Source organism: Nitrosococcus halophilus Nc 4 (assembly GCF_000024725.1).
In the GTDB taxonomy this organism is placed as follows: Bacteria; Pseudomonadota; Gammaproteobacteria; order Nitrosococcales; family Nitrosococcaceae; genus Nitrosococcus; species Nitrosococcus halophilus.
Map to the genome: position 1 here is coordinate 2,137,400 of NC_013960.1, position 19,654 is coordinate 2,157,053.

General features: G+C 50.9%; 14 protein-coding genes and 2 tRNA genes. 8 read left to right on the forward strand and 8 right to left on the reverse strand.

The window, feature by feature from the left end:
- Window positions 1–88: 88 nt before the first annotated feature.
- From NHAL_RS10080 to NHAL_RS10095, 5 genes are all read right to left on the reverse strand, one after another.
- Complete coding sequence (locus NHAL_RS10080; protein WP_013033039.1) at window positions 89–2,980, reverse strand: valine--tRNA ligase; 2,892 nt, start codon at window positions 2,978–2,980, stop codon at window positions 89–91.
- Window positions 2,981–3,344: 364 nt separating this feature from the next.
- The gene (locus NHAL_RS10085) at window positions 3,345–3,965 is read right to left on the reverse strand and encodes a lysophospholipid acyltransferase family protein (RefSeq protein WP_013033040.1); all 621 of its coding nucleotides are present in this window, start codon (window positions 3,963–3,965) and stop codon (window positions 3,345–3,347) included.
- Window positions 3,895–4,230, reverse strand: a complete 336-nt coding sequence (locus NHAL_RS22465) for a YHS domain-containing protein (protein WP_083761392.1) — start codon at window positions 4,228–4,230, stop codon at window positions 3,895–3,897. Before NHAL_RS22465 ends, NHAL_RS10085 begins: the two co-directional genes overlap by 71 nt.
- Window positions 4,209–4,877 (reverse strand): SOS response-associated peptidase, encoded by a 669-nt coding sequence (locus tag NHAL_RS10090; RefSeq protein ID WP_013033041.1) that lies wholly within the window; start codon window positions 4,875–4,877, stop codon window positions 4,209–4,211. Before NHAL_RS10090 ends, NHAL_RS22465 begins: the two co-directional genes overlap by 22 nt.
- Entirely contained in the window at window positions 4,877–6,646 is a 1,770-nt protein-coding gene (locus NHAL_RS10095; RefSeq protein WP_238985332.1) for an acetyl-CoA hydrolase/transferase C-terminal domain-containing protein, read from the reverse strand. Before NHAL_RS10095 ends, NHAL_RS10090 begins: the two co-directional genes overlap by 1 nt.
- Before the next feature lie 644 nt (window positions 6,647–7,290).
- Between NHAL_RS10095 and NHAL_RS10100 the strand changes: the two genes are divergently transcribed.
- The 3 genes from NHAL_RS10100 (at window position 7,291) to fadJ (ending at window position 13,199) form a co-directional block, all read left to right on the forward strand.
- Window positions 7,291–9,567, forward strand: coding sequence for an acyl-CoA dehydrogenase (locus tag NHAL_RS10100; protein ID WP_013033043.1), 2,277 nt, complete (start codon window positions 7,291–7,293; stop codon window positions 9,565–9,567).
- A 102-nt stretch (window positions 9,568–9,669) separates the two neighbouring features.
- On the forward strand, window positions 9,670–10,962 hold the full coding sequence (gene fadI, locus NHAL_RS10105) for an acetyl-CoA C-acyltransferase FadI (protein ID WP_013033044.1): 1,293 nt from the start codon (window positions 9,670–9,672) through the stop codon (window positions 10,960–10,962).
- Window positions 10,959–13,199, forward strand: coding sequence for a fatty acid oxidation complex subunit alpha FadJ (gene fadJ, locus NHAL_RS10110; protein WP_013033045.1), 2,241 nt, complete (start codon window positions 10,959–10,961; stop codon window positions 13,197–13,199). The genes fadI and fadJ overlap by 4 nt, the downstream gene beginning before the upstream one ends.
- 13 nt (window positions 13,200–13,212) lie before the next feature.
- Here fadJ and NHAL_RS10115 read toward each other — a convergent pair whose 3' ends face one another.
- Entirely contained in the window at window positions 13,213–14,382 is a 1,170-nt protein-coding gene (locus tag NHAL_RS10115; RefSeq protein WP_013033046.1) for a DUF3611 family protein, read from the reverse strand.
- A 435-nt stretch (window positions 14,383–14,817) separates the two neighbouring features.
- Here NHAL_RS10115 and NHAL_RS21585 point away from each other — a divergent pair, with 435 nt between their 5' ends.
- From NHAL_RS21585 to NHAL_RS10140, 5 genes are all read left to right on the forward strand, one after another.
- Window positions 14,818–16,170 (forward strand): multicopper oxidase domain-containing protein, encoded by a 1,353-nt coding sequence (locus NHAL_RS21585; protein WP_041354846.1) that lies wholly within the window; start codon window positions 14,818–14,820, stop codon window positions 16,168–16,170.
- A gap of 321 nt (window positions 16,171–16,491) precedes the next feature.
- The gene (locus tag NHAL_RS10130; RefSeq protein ID WP_013033048.1) at window positions 16,492–17,634 is read left to right on the forward strand and encodes an RNA-guided endonuclease InsQ/TnpB family protein; all 1,143 of its coding nucleotides are present in this window, start codon (window positions 16,492–16,494) and stop codon (window positions 17,632–17,634) included.
- A gap of 276 nt (window positions 17,635–17,910) precedes the next feature.
- The gene (locus NHAL_RS10135; RefSeq protein ID WP_041354849.1) at window positions 17,911–18,213 is read left to right on the forward strand and encodes a hypothetical protein; all 303 of its coding nucleotides are present in this window, start codon (window positions 17,911–17,913) and stop codon (window positions 18,211–18,213) included.
- A gap of 37 nt (window positions 18,214–18,250) precedes the next feature.
- The gene (locus NHAL_RS21130; protein WP_157862544.1) at window positions 18,251–18,466 is read left to right on the forward strand and encodes a hypothetical protein; all 216 of its coding nucleotides are present in this window, start codon (window positions 18,251–18,253) and stop codon (window positions 18,464–18,466) included.
- Between the two features lie 150 nt (window positions 18,467–18,616).
- Complete coding sequence (locus NHAL_RS10140) at window positions 18,617–19,189, forward strand: DUF4124 domain-containing protein (protein ID WP_013033049.1); 573 nt, start codon at window positions 18,617–18,619, stop codon at window positions 19,187–19,189.
- Between the two features lie 175 nt (window positions 19,190–19,364).
- Here NHAL_RS10140 and NHAL_RS10145 read toward each other — a convergent pair.
- Both NHAL_RS10145 and NHAL_RS10150 read right to left on the reverse strand, forming a co-directional pair.
- Window positions 19,365–19,441: transfer RNA gene (locus NHAL_RS10145), tRNA-Glu, on the reverse strand.
- 58 nt (window positions 19,442–19,499) lie between these two features.
- Window positions 19,500–19,575 (reverse strand) — tRNA-Ala (locus NHAL_RS10150).
- Between the last annotated feature and the right edge of the window lie 79 nt (window positions 19,576–19,654).

Sequence of the window (19,654 nt, forward strand, 5' to 3'; positions counted from 1 at the left end):
AAAAGCAGTCATAGGGTGTTCAGCCCTGATTTGCTGCTTATGGTTGGGCCGGATTTTATCCGGCCCAACTTTTTTATAGCCCTATCATTTATAAGGCGGCTATTTCAGCATGTTGTTGTTCCAGGGTGGTTAAGGCAGTAGTCACTTCCTCGGCCCGTTGGCGCTCTTTTGCCACGATTTCCGCCGGAGCCCGCTCCACATAGTTCTGATTAGCCAGCTTGTTTTGGACCCGTTCTAGATCTTTGCGCATTTTTTGGATTTCCCGATCCAAGCGTTTGAGTTCCGCTTCTTTGTCAATGAGCCCGGCCAAAGGAATGAGAAGCTTAAGTTCGCCCACTAGGGCCGTTGCCGCAGGCGGCGGGGTTTCCTCGCCGAGCCACTGAATAGAGTCCAGTTTGGCCAGAGTGGCTAGAAAGTCTTGGTTGGTTTCTAATCGTGTCCGGTCATGGACCGTGCCGGCTTGCAGTAGTAACGGAATGGATTTATTAGGAGCGATATTCATTTGTGAACGGATGGAACGCACCCCCGTCACAAAGGCAATAACCCACTCTATCTCCTCGACAGCCTCCTGATCGATGGTGTTAATTTCCGGCTGGGGATAGGGCTGCAACATCAACGTTTCCCCTTGGCGGCCAGCCAGTGGAGCTACTTGTTGCCAAATTTCCTCGGTAATAAACGGAATGATGGGATGGGCGAGCCGTAATAGGGCTTCTAGTACTTCCACCAGGGTGCGGCGAGTCCCCCGTTTGGCGGCCTCTGGACTGGCCGGATTGTTCAGCACCGGCTTGGAAAGTTCCAGGTACCAATCGCAATACTCGTTCCAGGTAAAATCATAGATGGCCTGAGCGGCGCGATCAAAACGATAGTTTTCAATGCCTTCAATGACTTGTTGGGTGGTTGATTGCAAGCGGGAGATGATCCAGCGTTCCGGAGTGCCCAGTACCTCATCCCCTGTGGTTTGCTCTGGATGAGATTGCCTTTCTGAGGACACATTCATCAGGACATAGCGGGCGGCATTCCAAAGCTTATTGCAGAAATTGCGATAGCCCTCAATCCGGCCCAAGTCGAAGCGGATATCTCGACCCCGGGTCGCCAGGATGGCAAAGGTGAAACGCAGGGCGTCGCAACCAAAGGCGGGAATCCCCTGGGGAAATTCCTTGCGGGTAGCCTTTTCGATACGTTTGGCCATGGCCGGTTGCATCAAGCCGCTGGTCCGTTTGGTCACCAAGGTTTCCAGCTCGATGCCGTCAATGAGATCCAGGGGATCGAGAACATTGCCCTTGGATTTAGACATTTTTTGCCCTTCGGCATCGCGAACCAGACCATGGATATAAACTTCCCGGAAGGGAACCTCTCCCGTGAATTTAAGGCCCATCATGATCATCCGGGCCACCCAGAAAAAGATAATGTCAAATCCGGTGACCAGCACGCTGGTAGGGTAGAAGGTGTGCAGTTGGGGCGTTTCCTCCGGCCAGCCCAGGGTGGAGAAAGGCCACAGGGCCGAGGAAAACCAAGTATCGAGAACGTCCGGATCCTGTTCTAAAGGGAGGTCTGGAGAGAGATTATATTTCCGGCGGACCTGGGCTTCCGTGGGGGCCACATAAACTTTGCCTTCCGGATCGTACCAGGCCGGAATCCGGTGCCCCCACCAAATTTGGCGAGAGATACACCAATCCTGAATATTCCGCATCCACTCAAAATAAACCTTGTTCCAGTTTTCGGGGATAAAGCGGATCTGCCCATTTTCCACCGCTTTAATCGCGGGTTCGGCCAAGGGGGCGGCTTTGACGAACCACTGGTCGGTCAAATAAGGCTCAATAACGGTGCGGGAGCGATCGCCCCGAGGGACCATCAGCTTATGGTCTTCGATTTTCTCTAATAAATCGGCGGCTTCCAGATCGGCCACAATTTGTTTGCGGGCCTCGAAGCGGTCCAAGCCTCGGTATTTTTCGGGAATGAGTTCATAGATGGGGTTACCGACCAGACCCTCTCCATCGGCGAGCTGTGTATCTCCCACCGTAGCGCGCCGGCCGAAAGTAAAATCGTCGAATTCACTGGATTTTAGCCGTGCATCTACTGTGAATATATTAATTAAACCGCCTTGCGGTTGGTTTGCTAGTTCCTGCTTGTGCCGTTGCCAAACTGCGTAGTCGTTAAAATCATGGGCGGGCGTGATCTTCACGCAGCCGCTACCGAATTCTGGCTCCACGTAGTCGTCGGCAATCACGGGGATAGTGCGGCCCGTCAGGGGAAGGGTCACCGCTTTGCCAATGAGATGCCGGTAGCGGGGATCTTCCGGGTGCACCGCCACCGCTGTATCCCCAAGCATGGTCTCGGGGCGGGTGGTGGCCACCACCAAATACCCGCTGCCATCCGCTAGGGGGTAGCGCATATGCCAAAGGTGGCTATGCTCCTCTTCCGAAACGACTTCCAAATCCGAAATGGCCGTATGCAGCATTGGATCCCAGTTTACCAGGCGCTGACCCCGATAGATGAGCCCTTCATCGTAGAGGCGTACAAAGACCTCGCACACCGCTTTGGACAACCCCTCGTCCATGGTAAAGCGCTCCCGGCTCCAATCCACGGAAGCCCCCATGCGGCGGAGCTGACGGGTAATGGTGCCGCCTGAGTGTTCTTTCCATTCCCAAACCCGTTGGATAAATGCCTCCCGGCCTAAATCATGGCGGGTTTTCCCCTCGCCATTGAGCTGTTGTTCCACCACTATTTGGGTGGCGATTCCGGCATGGTCGGTGCCCACTTGCCACAGGGTATTGTCTCCCCGCATCCGGTGATAGCGAATCAGGGCATCCATAATAGTGTCTTGGAAGGCGTGTCCCATATGGAGGTGCCCGGTGACGTTGGGCGGGGGGATCATGATGCAGTAGGGGGCATTATCTCCCTGGGGGGCAAAATAACCTTTTTGTTCCCAGGTCTGGTACCAGTGTTGTTCTATCGCTTGTGGGTTATAGCTTTTATCCATGGAAGTTAGCAAATCGCTGGTTATCGGAGAAACGAGAAAGGGCAGAGGTTCTGCCCATGGCTAAGAAACTGGCGGAAAGCCCTTTTTAAAGTAGGGGGTAAGGCGGGTTAGCACCGTACCCACCAAAATTTTAAGCGCTTAAGTAAGGGAATCTCTCTCGACCTTGATCCCCCCTTCGCTGAAAGCAAGGCTTTCCGACAGCTTTTTAAAACCATTATACCTTCAGCGCTAGGTGTAAGCACCTAGTAGGGCTTAGTGAAGAAGCGATAGGGAGTGCCTTGAAAGGCGCAATGCAAGCTCTGACCTTTTTTCTGTTTTTCCCGCCGTGCTTTGCACTTTATATTTCTATGGTGCGCGTAGCTTCTCAGTTCCACCAGTGATCTCCTTGTTCGCAAAGCTCCTCTAGGACCTGTTGCATCCGCATGTGGATTTGGCGCATTTTGTCTTCGCTGGCATTCGGGGGGACCCAAATTGGAGGTGCCTTCAAAACGATTGCTCGGGTGAAAGGTATCGGGATTTGAAATCCATCCCAACTATTGAGTTGGATTTTGTGTTTCATTGAAACATGAAAGCAGGAGATTGCCGCTCCTGTCTTTCGGGCGAGAATAACGGGACCGACTTTCGCCACATGCCGCGGACCCCTGGGACCATCGATGGTGAAAGCGGCGTCACGTCCCTGCTGGATCTCCTTCACCATCGCGGAGAGGGCTTTCAAGCCGCCCCGTGAGCTAGAGCCGCGGACGGCACTATACCCATGGCGTTGAATGCAGTGGGTCATTGCCTCGCCATCCAGGTTCATGCTAGCCATGACAATGATGCCCCGGTTCCGCCAGTACCAGGTTGCCGGGAAAATGCGACCATGCCAGAAGGTGAAGATCGCGCGGGAGCCAGCCGCGTAGATCTGTTCCAGATACTTATCTCCTTGAGACTCCCAGCGAATGGTGCGACAAATGATGGTGATGACCCAGTAACCGAGCCATCCCATGAGGCGAACTTTGCCGTATTGCCACCTCGTAAGGGTCGGTTGTTTCGTTTTTTTTGGGGTGATGTTCAAACTTGTCTTTGCAGTTGGATGAGCAGAAATAATAGGTTTTGTTCTCGACGCCAATTTTTAACTGGGTAGTTTCAGGATCTACCGGAATTTGATAGAAGACGGGGTCCGTATTGGGACGTTGGCTACGACCAAACGATAGTGATGAAGGCCTTGCCACAGGCAAATGATTTGGTATCAACTTATAGACACAATACATTCAGGATCATCATTGGTTGGCCTATTTACCCGTCGACTTACGGGGTAAGCCTCCATGCTTTCCGGGGGATAGGGTTTTAACAGCGCTGTCAGGGTGTTGGCAGCTTGGTTTTTGGGATTAAGCCAGGCTTCGTAGTCGGCAGGTTCGAGGATGACTGGCATTCGGTCGTGAATGGGTTGGATGAGTTTATTGGCGTCGGTGACAATAATTGTGCAGGAATCGATGCATTTGCCCGTTTCCCCTTCCCAATGCTCCCAGAGCCCAGCAAAGGCAAACACTTCGCCATTACGCCGGCGAATATAGTAGGGTTGTTTGGCGCCATCCGTTGCTGGCTTCCATTCGTAGAATCCATCGGCAGGGATAAGGCAACGCCGATGTCGGAATGCACCCCGGAAGGCGGGTTTAGTAGCAACGGTCTCAGCACGGGCATTGATCATGCTGTAGGAGGTTTTCTCTTCCTTAGCCCAGTGGGGAATGAGCCCCCAGCGTAACATGGTCAATTCTCTCTGGGAGGATTCCCCCCGCACGGCGGGAACCGCTTGAGAAGGGGCAATGTTAAACCGGGGAGTGAGCTCCTGTGTTTGAGAGAGATGAAAATGGGCAGCGAGCTGTTCAAGGGAAGCATGAAGGGTATAACGACCACACATTAGATTGCACCAGTTTGAGTAAGCCCATAGAGTACCAGTTTTTGCATCAACTTTTCTTTCAGGGTGGTGGGATTATCCAGTTGTAATCGCTTTAGGAAGACAGTGGCGCTTTCTGGGGTAGAAGTAATCATTTTGAGCTGACGCCTATTGGGGATAGAAAATCTTTTTTTGACCACCATGGTTTGAAGTAACTCGAACACTCTCATTAAGACCATTTCTTCCGGGGTGAATTCAGTGCCAAAGGGCAATTCCGGGACAAAACCCTGTGCTTTATAAGCGTGAAAAAGCTTTTTAAGGCGTTCTGGATGATTGTCCTTGAAACCGTCAGGAATTTGGTAGTCTTTAGGAATTTTTCCTGCTTTTTTAGCTTCTTTGAGCAGAGATTCTTGAAATCTAGAATCCGCAATTTTTAACAAGGCAATGATGACCTCCCGATCATTTTTGCCTCTCAAATCGGCGATACCATATTCGGTGACCACCATATCCCGTAAATGACAGGGAATGGTGGTATGACCATAGTTCCAAATGATATTGGAACTGATTTCGCCGTGTTTTTCTCTGATGCTCCGGAGCATGATAATGGCGCGGGCGTCAGATAAGGCATGGGCCATGGCAATGAAATTATATTGACCGCCGACTCCACTCACGATACGACCGTCTTCCAATTTATCTGAGATTATGGCGCCATCAAGAGTGACCATAAGGGCGGAATTGAAAAAACGACCCTCTTTTCTTTGCAGCCTTTTGAGTTCCTCATCACCATAAAGTTGATTAACGTAAGAGATCTTCTTCATGCAGAATAGCTCACGCTCTTCTGTTTTTAGATCCCGTAAAAAATTATAAAAGCGCTGGGGTCCTAGGAAGAAACTTCCGTGGAGTAAATACCCTCCTTTGAGCTGAGATCCTAAACAATAATGATAAATTTTCTCAACAGCGTGAGTATCCGTAAGGTCGGCAGGAATTTCTATCCCGCTAGGGGCGTAGAGGTGGCCGTTTTGGTATGCCCATTCCGTTTTAAAAATACCCCACTGTTGTAGTAGGGCAACATCTTTGGCACTAAGCTTGGGGGGGATAATTTTTTCTTCTATGAGGCAAGATAAAGTTTCTGGAGAAACTTGGCTGCTAATCTTGTTTTCATTAAGGAGCCGTTGAAGGGTTTCATGGGGATAGACTTTTCGTTTTAGCACTCCACTATGATAAAGTTGCATAAAACCATCAACGAACATTTCGCTGTTAGCATAGAGACCTTTTTTAAAAGAATTTATTCCCCCTACTTTATGGATCACATTTTCAAATTTATCGAAAACTTTTGATTCCGATAAGAGATCGCGGTAAGCAGGATTATGTTGATGCCTCATATTGACGAAATAGGTGACAGCATCCCCTAGTGAACCAATTCCAAGCTGAATTGTTCCTCCGTCCTTGATAAGGGCGCTGGCATGAAGCCCAATCATGTAGTCAGCTGGATTGATTGCCATATTGGGGGGAGCAAAGAGTTTGAATGTATATTGAGGATGGTCCACAATGGCGTCAAAATCCTCCGGCGATACCAGCGCGTCGCCATACATAAAAGGTAACTCAGGGTTTACTTGACCCAGTATGGCAATTTTTTTCCCGGCCCGTTCCTGTTGACGCATTTTAGGAATAATATCAGGAGTAAGATCAGGGTTGCAGCTCAAGCTATAGCGCTCTTTATTCTCTAATAGTTGAGGGCTGCTAATAAGCTGGGCAAAAACATTAATGCCGCTATCTAAAGAGTCGCGCACCACATGGGTATAGTTGCTGCTCATATAGTTTTGCTGAGCGTGGGGGCTATTGAGAAATTTACCAGGTTGTAAATAAAATTCGGCAATTTCTATATTCGGGGGGACCTTGTTCTTCTTAAGCGCCGAAACATAGTCGAGTTCAGGGTAATCACTAAAAATTCTGGTAGAGAGTGGCTCTATTAATCTGCGATCAAGCTCGTTCTTCCATTGGGGTTTTGCTAGCGTTAGGGCGGTAAAAATTTTTAATTTCAGGCTAGGATCTTGAGCTGCCCGACGGAAGAATTCATTGATTAATTGGTTAGGTTTTCCCAGCCCAATAGGGGTGCCGAGCACAATATGTTTACCCACCTTGCACAAAGTATTTTCGACACAGCTTTCAATATCGGTGTAGTAAATGGGTCTTTTATTATTTCTCGACATAATGCGCTTGGGCCTTTACCTAACAGGATGATATCCCAGGGGATGAGGTGATTGTAGCAATGTTCCTTGTGGGAACAACAGCAAAAAGCATTACTCTAATTTTATGCTTAAGTTGACTACACTTGTTTGGTGCAACCTGCTTAGGCGATCTTCGCTCTTCCCTAGGGTGTGATTCATTCCTAGAAAAAGGCAGGGTGCTTCTCAGGGTGAAATACAGGGGGTTAAAAATGGCTACTTTTCTCACGTCTTTGCGGCGCAATCTGATTAGTCGACCGGTGCTCAAGAGGGTGCGCCGCGTGCTGCCCCCTCTCTCTAAGACAGAGCAACAGGCATTGCATGCAGGCACAGTGAGTTGGGAGGCCGAACTCTTTTCCGGAAGGCCCGATTGGCAATATCTACATGATTTACCCCCGCCCCAGCTTACGGAGGAGGAGCAGGCCTTTATCGATGGCCCCACCGAAGAACTTTGCCGACTCCTGGATGATTGGGAAATCAACCACGAGCGGAAGGATTTGCCTCCAGAGGTTTGGCAATTCATCAAGGATAATGGCTTCTGGGGAATGATTATCCCTAAGGCCTACGGAGGACTGGAGTTCTCGGCCTTGGCTCACTCCTCGGTCATTGTCAAGCTGGCCAGCCGGAGCGTGACGGCGGCGGTGACTGTCATGGTGCCTAACTCTTTGGGGCCCTCGGAGCTTTTGTTGCTTTACGGCACTGAAGAACAAAAAAGCCATTATCTGCCCCGATTAGCCCGGGGTGAGGAGTTACCCTGTTTTGCCATGACAGGTCCTACCGCTGGTTCCGATGCCGCCTCCATGCCTGACTCGGGAGTGGTTTGCTACGGTGATTATCAAGGCCAGCGTACTTTGGGCATGCGGGTCTCCTGGAATAAACGCTACATTACCCTGGGTCCCGTTGCGACCGTATTAGGGTTGGCGTTCCACTTATATGATCCGGATCATCTGTTGGGTGAAAAGGAAGATATTGGCATTACTCTCGCCCTGGTGCCTACGGGCACGCCGGGCGTCCAAATTGGGCGGCGTCATTATCCTTCCTATCAAGCCTTCCAAAATGGTCCCACCACCGGCCAGGATGTATTCATGCCCCTAGAGTGGATTATTGGCGGCCAGGAGCGGGTGGGCCAAGGGTGGCAGATGCTGATGGAGTGCCTGGGGGTAGGGCGTTCCGTGTCTTTGCCTTCCTTAAGCACCGGGGCCGCCAAATTATGTGCCCGCACCACGGGGGATTACGCCCGGGTACGAAAACAATTTCATCTTCCCATTGGCAAGTTTGAAGGGGTAGAAGAGGTTCTAACGCGCATTGCCGCCAATGCCTATTTACTTGATTCCCTTCGCACGACCACCACCGCGGTGGTTGATCAGGGGAACAAGCCTTCCATTCTCTCCGCCATCGCCAAATATCACTCCACCACCCGGATGCGGGAGACTGTCAATGATGCCATGGATGTGCATGGGGGCAAGGCCATTTGCGAGGGGCCGAATAATTATCTGGCCAATAGCTACCACGCCATTCCCGTGTCCATTACCGTGGAAGGGGCGAATATCCTCACTCGAAGCATGATTATTTTCGGCCAGGGGGCGATTCGCTGCCATCCCTATCTCCTCAAAGAGATGCAAGCCGCCCAGGACTCGGATGAAAAACAGGGCTTGGTCGCCTTTGACCAGGCTTTATTCGGGCATATAGGTTTTCTGCTACGCAATCTGGGTCGGGCCTGGTGGCATAATCTTACGGGGGGGCGTTGGGCCCATGCCCCGGAAGGGGGAGTCACGGTTGATTATTATCGACAACTGAGTCGTCTCAGTGCTTCTTTTGCGTTGGTTGCCGATCTCACCTCATTAATTCTGGGGGGAGAGCTGAAACGGCGGGAGAAGCTGTCGGGCCGTCTAGGGGACTGCTTGAGCCATATGTATTTACTCAGTGGTCTTCTGAAAAGATTCGAGGATGAGGGTCAGCCAGAGCAAGATCTGCCCTTGTTCCATTGGTGTAGCCAAAGAGAGCTTTATCTTACCCAGCAGGCATTGGATGAGATCCTGGTGAATTATCCCTCCCGTCCTGTGGGTTGGTTATTGCGCGGGGTTCTTTTTCCTTGGGGCAGGCGTTTCAGAAAACCCACGGATGATTTGGGACGGAGGTGCGCCAGCCTGCTACTGTCCCCTTCTACCGCACGAGATCGGCTGACGGCAGGCATTTTCCTGGGCCGTAGCGAGGAAGATCCCATGGCCCGTTTAGAAAAAGCCTTTGAAGCGGTGATTGCTGCCGATGAGATTAATGAAAAGCTGCATCAAGCAGCCAAGGAGAAAGGGCTGAAAAGCCTCTCCCTTGAAGAGGCTGTAGACGGGGGAGTCATTTTAGAGGCGGAGGCAAAGACGGTGGCGAAAGCGGAAGAGCTCACCTGGGAAATCATTACCGTCGATGACTTTGCGCCGGAAGATCTCACTGGAGCGCAGGCCGTGGAACGGAAGCGGGCTGTATCGGGGGGATAACGACTCCCAGGATGAGAGGAGGGGACATTTTTACCCCTCCTTGAATTTGGCGTCATATCTTCTAAGGTTGTCTTTATCTGTTTTTGATGGAAACCCCAGTGAATGAATAATAACAGGCAAGCGGTGATTGTGGCGGCAGTCCGCACGCCGTTTGCTAAACGGCAAACGGCATTTAAGCATTTTACTCCTCTGGATCTGGGAAAGTTGGTCTGTGCGGAACTCTTAGAGCGGGCTGATATTGATCCCAAAGGGGTGGATCAGGTGGTTTTTGGCCAAGTCATCCCTTCTCTCCAGGCCCCTAATGTTGCCCGGGAGATCGTATTAGGGATTGGCCTACCTCCAGGGATTCCCGCCTACACGGTTTCCAAGGCCTGTATCACCAGTTACCAAACCACGGTGAATGTGTTGGAAGCCATCCAGGAGGGGGCCATTGAGTGTGGTATTGCCGGTGGGACAGAGAGCGCAAGCGATATACCTATCACGGTCTCCAAGCCTCTCCAAGAGGCCTTGCATGAGGCCGCCAGTGCCAAGACCATGGCCCAACGCCTTGCAGCCTTCAGGAAACTCTCCCTCAGTGATTTGCTTCCCCGACCACCCGCCATTGCAGAGCCTTCTACGGGAGAAACCATGGGGGAAGCGGGGGAGCGGATGGCCAAGGAAAACGGTATTTCCCGGGAAGCCCAGGATGAGCTCGCCCGCCGCAGCCACCAACGGGCGGCCCAGGCCTGGCGAGAAGGGAAATTTTCCGATGAGGTGATGGCCGTGCATATTCCTCCTGATTTTACCGAGACCTTGGTGGAGGATAATCTGCTTCGGCCCGAGTCCGATTTGGCGACCTATACCAAGTTGAAACCTGTTTTTGACCGAAAATACGGTACCGTGACGGCGGGGAATAGTTCTCCCTTAACCGATGGGGCCAGCGCTTTGCTGTTAATGAATGAAGCCAAGGCCAAGGCTTTGGGAATGCCTATTCTGGGGAAAGTGCGAAGTTATGCCTTCGCCGCCCTGGATCCCTTTGATCAACTGCTGCTAGGGCCTGCTTACGCCACCCCCATTGCCTTAGAACGGGCGGGAATGACCTTGGCGGATATGGATTTGATCGACATGCACGAAGCCTTTGCCGCCACGGTGCTTTCCACCCTTCAAGCCTTTGAATCAGCGACCTTTGCGCGGGAAAAATTAAACCGTGACAAGCCCATTGGCGAAGTCAATTGGGATAAGCTCAATGTCAATGGAGGGTCCATTGCCATGGGCCATCCCTTTGCCGCCACCGGCGCTCGGGAAATTGCCCAGACCCTAGGGGAATTGAAGCGCCGGGGAGGTGGGGTGGCCCTGTGTACCGCCTGCGCCGCAGGGGGAATGGGGGCCGCCATGGTGCTGGAGGTGACCTCATGAGGGATACCGGGAACTCCCAATCACTGTGGGTTGAAAGACGAGAGGATAATGCTGCCATTATTTGGTTTGATGTTCCCGACGCCCCCGTCAATACTCTCCAAGCAGGTTTTGAGCAGGACTTTAATCATGTGCTTGAGCAACTGACGGCAGATAAGGACCTGGAGGCGGTGGTATTGGCCTCAGCCAAAGAGGACTTTATCGCGGGCGCCGACATCAAGATGTTAACTCAATTGCCGGATTCTGAGGCGGCCAGGCAGCTCTCACACACAGCCCAAGGGGTAATGGAACGGGTGGAATCTTTTCCTCTTCCCATTGTGGCGGCAATTCACGGGGTTTGTCTGGGTGGAGGGCTGGAGGTGGCTTTGGCCTGCCGGGCGCGGGTTGCCTCCAATAGCCGTCGCACCCAGTTTGGCCAGCCTGAAGTCAAATTGGGAGTCATTCCTGGGGTGGGCGGGACCCAGCGGCTACCCCGCCTGGTGGGTCTTGAAACGGCACTGGATATGATCTTGACCGGCAAAACGATTCCCGCCCCTAAGGCCCGGGCTATGGGATTGGTTGATGAAGTGGTTCCCCGGCCGGTCCTTTTAGAAGCGGCTTTGGCCCGTGCCCGTGAGCTTGCCTGGAAAGAGTTGAGGGAGAAAAAGGAAGAGGAGGTTCGCTCTTCCCGCCGGCTTGGTCAGGTTCTTGGTAGCCTTTTGAGCCTGGGGAAACTTAGAACACTGCTTTTAGAAGAGAATCCGGCAGGCCGGTCTGTTTTGTTTAGCCAGGCAAAGAAAAAGGTCCTGTCCCATACCCATGGCAATTTGCCGGCCCCCCTTCAGGCGCTGGAGGTGATCAGAACCGGCATTGAGGAGGGTTTGGAAGCGGGTTTTAAGGCGGAAGTGGAAGCCTTTGGTGATTTGGCTGTGAGCACCAAAGCCCGCAATCTCATGGCCCTGTTTTTAGCGAGGTCCGCGCTGAAGAAGGACCTGGGAACAGAGGCGGAGGTGACGCCCCGGGCAGTGCATAAGGTCGGCGTTTTGGGCGCGGGGCTGATGGGAAGCGGGGTAACTTATGTGACCGCTGCTGAGGCGGGTTTGCCCGTGCGCTTGAAAGACGTCAGTCACGAGGTCTTGCGGCAAGGACTCCGCTCCCTATGGAAGGCGGTGACCGAGCAAGTTCAAAAGCGGCGCATGACGTTGGGGGAACGTGACCGGGTGCTCGCCTTGGTCCGTCCCACGACCGAGTATACAGGGTTTAAACGGGCCGATGTGGTGATCGAGGCCGTAGTTGAAAATATTGAGGTAAAGCACCAGGTACTGCGTGAAGTGGAAGCCCATGGCGGCCCCGAGATGATTTTTGCTTCCAATACTTCTTCCATTCCCATCCATAAAATTGCCGAGGCGAGCCATCACCCCGAGGCGGTGATTGGGATGCATTATTTCTCCCCAGTGCCTAAGGTGCCGCTCCTTGAAGTTGTGGTAACCGAAAAAACGGCACCGGAGGTTGTGGCCACCTGTGTCGCGCTCGGTAAACGCCAAAACAAAACGGTGATTGTGGTTCGTGATGGAGCGGGATTCTATACTACGCGGATATTAGGTCCCTATATTAATGAAGCCACCCATCTTTTAGCCGAGGGAGTCTCCATAGAGGATATTGATAGGGCATTGATTAATTTTGGCTTTCCGGTGGGACCCATAAAGTTGCTAGATGAAGTGGGTATTGATGTGGTTCAAAAGATCGCCCAGATCTTGCAAGAGGCCTTCGGTGAGCGGATGAAACCCACATCAGTGCTGGAAAAATTAGTGGGGGCCGATCGCTTTGGCAAAAAAAATGGTCAGGGTTTCTATCGTTATCAGAAAGTGGAAGGAGTTTTTAAGGGGAAGCAAGTCGATAAATCCGTGTATCAGTTATTGGATGTTAAACCTCACAAAAAAATTGAGGCCAATGAAATTGCCATGCGCTGTCTTTTGCCGATGGTTAATGAGGCGGTGTACTGCTACAGCGACGGCATTCTGCGGTCGGCCCGAGACGGCGATGTGGGTGCTGTTTTCGGGCTGGGTTTTCCACCCTTTTTAGGGGGACCCTTTCGCTTTATTGATAATCAAGGCACGGGCGAAATTGTCGAACGGCTCACTCATTACCAAAAGCAATGGGGTGAGCGTTTTACTCCTGCGCCTCTTCTCGTTGAACTCGCTCAACAGGGAATCGGTCTTCATGATAAGAAAACGCCTCCACCGGGGGAGACTCTTCCCTGACTCTTGTGGTGATTTATGTCATAGAAGAGGCATTAAGGTGAGGGCTAGCAAGTAGCTTTTGCTTATGAGCATTCGAGGCGAGGATGGTGACCCAAATGGAAACCATTGTCCCTATGGAATGAGCGGTCAGTAAAGAAAAATTTATCACTAATATGAATACATCAAGAGCGCGAATGATCTTGCTAGGATCGGTAATGGCTATACCGGGGGGTTGGGAAACCGTTTTTGCTATTAGCAGTGATATGCTTACTCCCATGCCGATAAAGCTAACTAGGGTTCCTAGAAGGCTGACTTTGGAACTTAATCCTAAAAGCCAAGGGGAGGATTCCTTCTCTGCACTAATATAAGTATCCGGCTCCAAATATATTTTTCGAGCGAGCCGCGTATAATAAAAAAAGATGATGGTGCTTAGACATAAGATGACAAAGGCATAGAACGCCCACAGGAGACCGCCGCTAAGTTCGTTAGGGGAAAGGACTTGGCCTGAGGTAGCAAAAAGCAATAGTAGCGCAGAAGCGATCGCAAATATAAATTGTATCCAGAAAACGGTCCATCCGAGTCGGCGGAGATTTTTGACTAATCTTAAAATGGCCTTGGCAAGATTCGACGGCATTCTTTTCGATTTAAACCGCCTGCCGGGTTGTTGTGGCCTGGCAGGCGGGTGAGGGGGAGGGAGTTCATCTCGTTGATGGGTTTTTAGGAAAATAACCCCCACCAGGATAATCACTAATACAGTCAAAACAATCGCTGTAATTTCATGTAATGCTTTATAAAAACCAACCAAGTCAGAATTCTTTGTTTCCCAGGTAGGAATCGATAAGCCCCAAAACTTGATGGGGATTCCGCTGGATGTAGCCTGAAGAAAACCGCTAATTGCTGCAATTGCTACGCACCCATAGATCAATAGATATAAATTCCAGACTACTGCTTTCTGCCAACCGGAAGTACCCCCTAGAAGTGGGGAACTACCCAATATCAACCACAATAGGATTTGAAAAGCTACCAGTATTACGCTTGTCAATCCCAGGGAGATATGCAGATTGATAAAAAACTCTCGTTCTGGGGCTGTGGGTGGCAGGTACTGGAGATACCACCCCAAGCCAATTAAAACAAAGATTAGCGAAGCCAGTATCCAATGAATGGCCGTAAAGAAAAGGCTATGCTGTGTTGGGCTTGATTTCATATGAATGGTTGGTGTTTAGGGGCACAGATAAAAAAATATTAGATCCCAACTGTCTAAATTTCTAGGACCATATTTTCTTGACTTTTCTTTTAACTTCTTCTACTTATACGGGATGGAAACGGACCGCGCGATTGGATTCGGAATCTGTGGATCTGTTTAGAACGCGCTATGCTCATACTGACACCAATCCCTCTGTTCTTGCCCTTCTTCAGGTGAGGGTTTGTGAACCGGTGCAGTTTGAGGTATTTCTGCCTTTGGCCTTGTTGAAGCAAACCAAATTTTTTAAAGATCCTTCAAGCCACAAAGGATGCTCTATTGCTTAGACACAGTATTGATTAAGTATCTGCTTTATGGGCTGACGCCTATGGAAGCGCGATTAGCCACTTTGCTTGTTGCTGGCCATGAACTTCGGGAAGCAGCAAGTGCTCTCCACATTTGGTTTTAGCCACCTCGTCTCATCATATCAAGCTGGCGGCAGAGAAACTGCCCAACGGTCAGTATGGTTATAAAATGCTCCAACACCGGGTCAGCAATGCCATAGGCCCCCAAGATCATACCGCGTTATATGCTGATATTGCGGTCATTCCCGGAGCTATTCTCTTTGCCAAGCAGGGAGATGTGGTCAAAGTGGAACTCACCAACAATACGGAAGTAAAGGTAGGCTTTGAGGTCCCTGGCTTTTTTAATAGTTATGGGACCAAGGTCGACCCGGGAAAAACCCAGACCTACACCTTCAACGCTAACCGTGCGAGAACTTATCTGTACCGGGATGAACATTTTCAACAGGTTTTCCCAACACTTTTCATGATGGCCCAACAAAATTCCCGCCCGGGTGTCATCCCCAATCCGCCGGTTCCTAGCACCATTGATACTCGATTGATGCCCGAACCCTTTGCGACGGAAGTCTTCACGATCAAGGCGGGCGATGGCGTAGGCCCTGGAGACTGGCAATACCACTGCCATGTCTTTGCCCATATGGAAGCGGGCATGCATGGTCATTTCAAAGTGGTGGAGGTGTCTGAAGCGGCAGTCAGCATTGCCGGCGCTTCTCTTTATGGTGGCATTTTCGGCAGTTCGGGAACAGGGGTAGCTACCTTTGAGATTTCAGACGAGCCGGGCCGTTGGTTTAAGAGTACCCGAGGCGATATTACGGGTACCGATACCCAGTCTCTGGAACTGCTTCATCCCAATGACAGTATTCACTTTATCATGTCAGATACCCACACGTCCCATACCATGACCAGTTTGCTGTGGCCGATGGGGGCAGAGAATATGCCCTTTGACCAAGTCACTTCTGCTGCACCTTGGCATGTGACGTATCCTAGTGTTCCTGTTCAGATCACCGGTGGGGCGGTTGCTGACTTAAGAGAGGTCTTGGAAGCTAGGTACGGACAAGACATTCAATTGGCAAATCTTTTTGATCCTGAAATACCTGGCGTGGGAGAAGTATGGATCGATACCCAGTTTGAAAAAACTAACAGCAAAACCAAGCCAGGAACGATTACCGTACTAGATGCAGAGAACTGGACAATCAAGCGCAAGATCTCCTTACCCGAGATCAACATGAACCATCCCCACAACATGTGGACCGACCGGGATCAAAAAGTTGTCTACCAAACCCAATGGTTCGATAACAAGCTCACTTTTGTTGACAGGGTTACTGGCCAGCTCATCAAAAACATTCGGGTAGGCGAGTCTCCTGCCCATGTCATGACTCGCCCCCACAATGACACTATCCTGGTGACCCTTAACGGGGAGGAAGGCAACGCTGATACCAATTTCATGTAATTTTGCATTCTATAGATTCAGTCTAAACAATTACTTGAAGCCTCAATAAATTGCATTCTTTAACTAAATTGGTATGAAATCCTTCCAGGAGAAGATAAAGTCAATCGGTTCATTCCGACACAAGATTTTGGCCAGCTCCCTGCCCATCCCCATGGCCCTTGGATCAGCGCAGATGGAAGCAAGGTCATCACCCCTAACATCTTTACTGGCGATGCGGGGGTTTACCCAATAGCGCGTAAAGCATCGCCCAATCGGGCGGTGATATAAGCGCAAGCCGCGAAGCGGCTTTACAGGATTCTCTGATTTTTGTAAAATACAAATATGACGAAGAGGGCGTACCAGGAACGATTCTATCCCACAGCTGAACAAGCCGAACTGCTGGCGCGTTCGTTCGGCTGTGCGCGTTTTGTTTGGAACAACACGCTCAAGCATCGTACCGATGCGTTCTATCAGAACGGCGAAGTCATTCCCCATTCGGCGCTGGAAAAAAGGCTTGTCCAACTCAAGCAGGACTTTTCTTGGCTGAATGAGGTTTCCAGCGTTATTTTCCAGCAGTTGCTGCGCGATCAGCAGCAGGCTTTCAAGCACTTCTGGGAGAAGCGAGCGGGGTATCCGCGTTTCAAATCCAAGCATCGGGGCCAGTCAATCCGACTGACCAAAGCCGCGTTCCGGTTCAAGGACGGCCACCTGTTCATCGCCAAGTCGAGCGAACCGTTGAATATCCACTGGAGCTTCAAGGACGGTCTGCCGTCAGAGCCCTCCGCTATCACGATTTCTAAGGACGCAGCGGGACGCTATTTTGTGTCCATGCTGTGTGAATTCGAGTCCGAACCGATGCCGGTGGTCAACAAGACGGTCGGCATCGATCTGGGTCTGAAAGACTTGTTCGTCACTAGCGACGGATTCAAATCCGGCAATCCCAAGTACACCGAGCAGTACGAAGCGAAGCTGGCCTATCTGCAGCGTAAGCTGGCGAAGAAGCGCAAAGGTTCCCGTAACCGCAACAAACTGCGGCTGAAGGTGGCCCGTGTGCACACCAAAATAGCTGACTGCCGTAGGGACGCCACCCACAAGGCGACCCGCACACTGATCAACGAAAACCAAGTCGTGTGCGTTGAATCTCTGGCGGTGAAGAACATGATCAAACACCCCCGGCTTGCCAAGCCCATAGCCGATGCCCATTGGGGTGAGTTTGTCCGTCAACTGAAGTACAAGGCGCAGTGGGTAGGGCGAACCGTAGTCGAGATCGACCGCGGGTTCCCCAGCTCCAAGCGTTGCCCCACCCCAGGGTGCGGACATATCAACGAAACGCTGCCGCTGGAGGTGCGTGAATGGAGCTGTCCCTCGTGCGGGACTGTCCATGACCGCGACATCGCAGCGGCGATCAATATCAAAACCGCCGGGCTGGCGGGGTTAGCCTCTGGAGCGACTGGAACGGGGGCGACAACAGGCGTTGTCGCCTAGGGAAGGCGTGTTGAACCAGGAAAGTTCTTGGAGTGATCCAACAACCCTCGCCCGACAGGGCGGGGAGAAGTCATACCAATTTCATGTAATTTTGCATTGTATAGATGCAGTCTAAACAAGCACTTGAAGCCTTAATAAATTGCATTCTTTGATTAAATTGGTATCAGAATATTGACAACGATTTCGGCGTAGACGATATCTTGTCACGCATACCCACAGGTTCTCCAGGCGCCCATCCTATTGCCATCGGATTGATGCCGGATGATAGCAAATTTTATGTGGCTAATTTATTTAGACAACACCCTGAGTGTCGTTGAGCTGATTACAGGAAAGCTCAAAAAAAACATTAATCTCCTTGCCGACTACGACCCTGTTTCCGGTGAATTCTCTGATAATGATGGAAATGAGAAGATTGCATTAGGAGGACTTCCCATTCAAACACCGGTTTCGCCCGATGGCGAATATGTGGTGACCGCCAACACCTTGACTGCCACCATCACCATTGTGGACACCGAAACCGACACCATGTCTCTTTCAACCTGGGGAGCCTGTTTCCGTCTAAGACGGAGTGCAGTTTAGACCAGGGAAGGTCATTTTTTCATAGCGAATCTATATCGTGGGTTTATTAACTGGAGTTTATTTCAATGAATACAAAACAGGAATAACGGATGGTGCAAATACAGTCAGCATCATCACCGATATAGCTTTTATCAACAACGCTTGTACAGATAAAGAAGAAGTAAAAGACTGTACCCTGCCAACAGGGACCTCCATTGGGGTTTCGGTTAAACTTGGAAATACGTTTTCAGAAGATGCTCCAACTCCTGAATAAAAAAATATTTTAAATAATGTTTGAAAAGCCCAGGGTTGTTTCGCCGGGGCTTTTTTTTGTAGTCATGAGAAAAAAAGCTCTATATTAATTCAGCAATGGAGGTTCTTTTCTGTCTTTTCTCTCCAAGCGGGAGAGAAGGAGGGTGAGGAAATGAATAAAGAACGTTATTTATTGGGATGGGCATTAATCATTTTACTGATAACTTTACCTTCTGTAGCAGCCGAAACGCTTTACCGTTGGACTGATGCTTCGGGCACGGCGAGATATGGTTATCAGCCGCCCCTAGGCATCCAAGCTGTTCCTGCTGCGGAGGTGCAGAGGGAATTGATGAGGCGTGAGCCCCCCGTGAGTTGCCCAGAGTTAGAGATTGAGCACCTGCATTTAATTAACAAGGAGATCAGCCGCGTCAAGGCAATGCCGGCTGGATTGGGACTAGACTACGAACTGACACCAGCGGCTAAGCGGGAATTGATCTTAGACTTGCTTGCCCACCGGGCAGCTTTGATTACCGGGCGAAGTGCTTTAGATTTCCATTCGTCAAAGAACTACGAATTTGACCATTTGAGAGCTCAGTATGAGCAGGAAAAGACCCGGTTGTTGGAGACCTTGGAAGACCAAGAGAGCATGTTACGGGCTCAGCGCATTCAAATTGAGCGAGAACGGCGGCGGGCGGAGGCAGCGCTGCATCTACTCCACAGGCCGTTGCCTGTGCTAGTTTGGTAGAACAGCGGTAGAAGTCATGTCTTGGAACTAGGCAGAGCCAATTAAGTAACAAGCCGTGAGATTGATGGAAAATCCCTTGGTAGGTTGAGAATAGCGAAACCCACCGCTTCGCCTGGGTTTCTGGGTAGCCCTAGGTCGGTTATCTGCGGTTGTGGGTTAATTTACCAGAGGGAATTGGCGTCCCCAAGGGGATTCGAACCCCTGTTACCGCCGTGAAAGGGCGGTGTCCTAGGCCGTCTAGACGATGGGGACAAATTCTGTTTTTTGGCTGGGCCTACCCACCTTAGGAAGGCGAGCACGCCTAAATGCCTGGTGGAGCCAGGCGGGATCGAACCGCCGACCTCTTGCATGCCATGCAAGCGCTCTCCCAGCTGAGCTATGGCCCCTTCAAAAAAACGCACACTTTACGAGCTTGGCGGTCATATGTCAAGCGCCATTTTGAAAAGTTTGAAGATCCGTGGATTC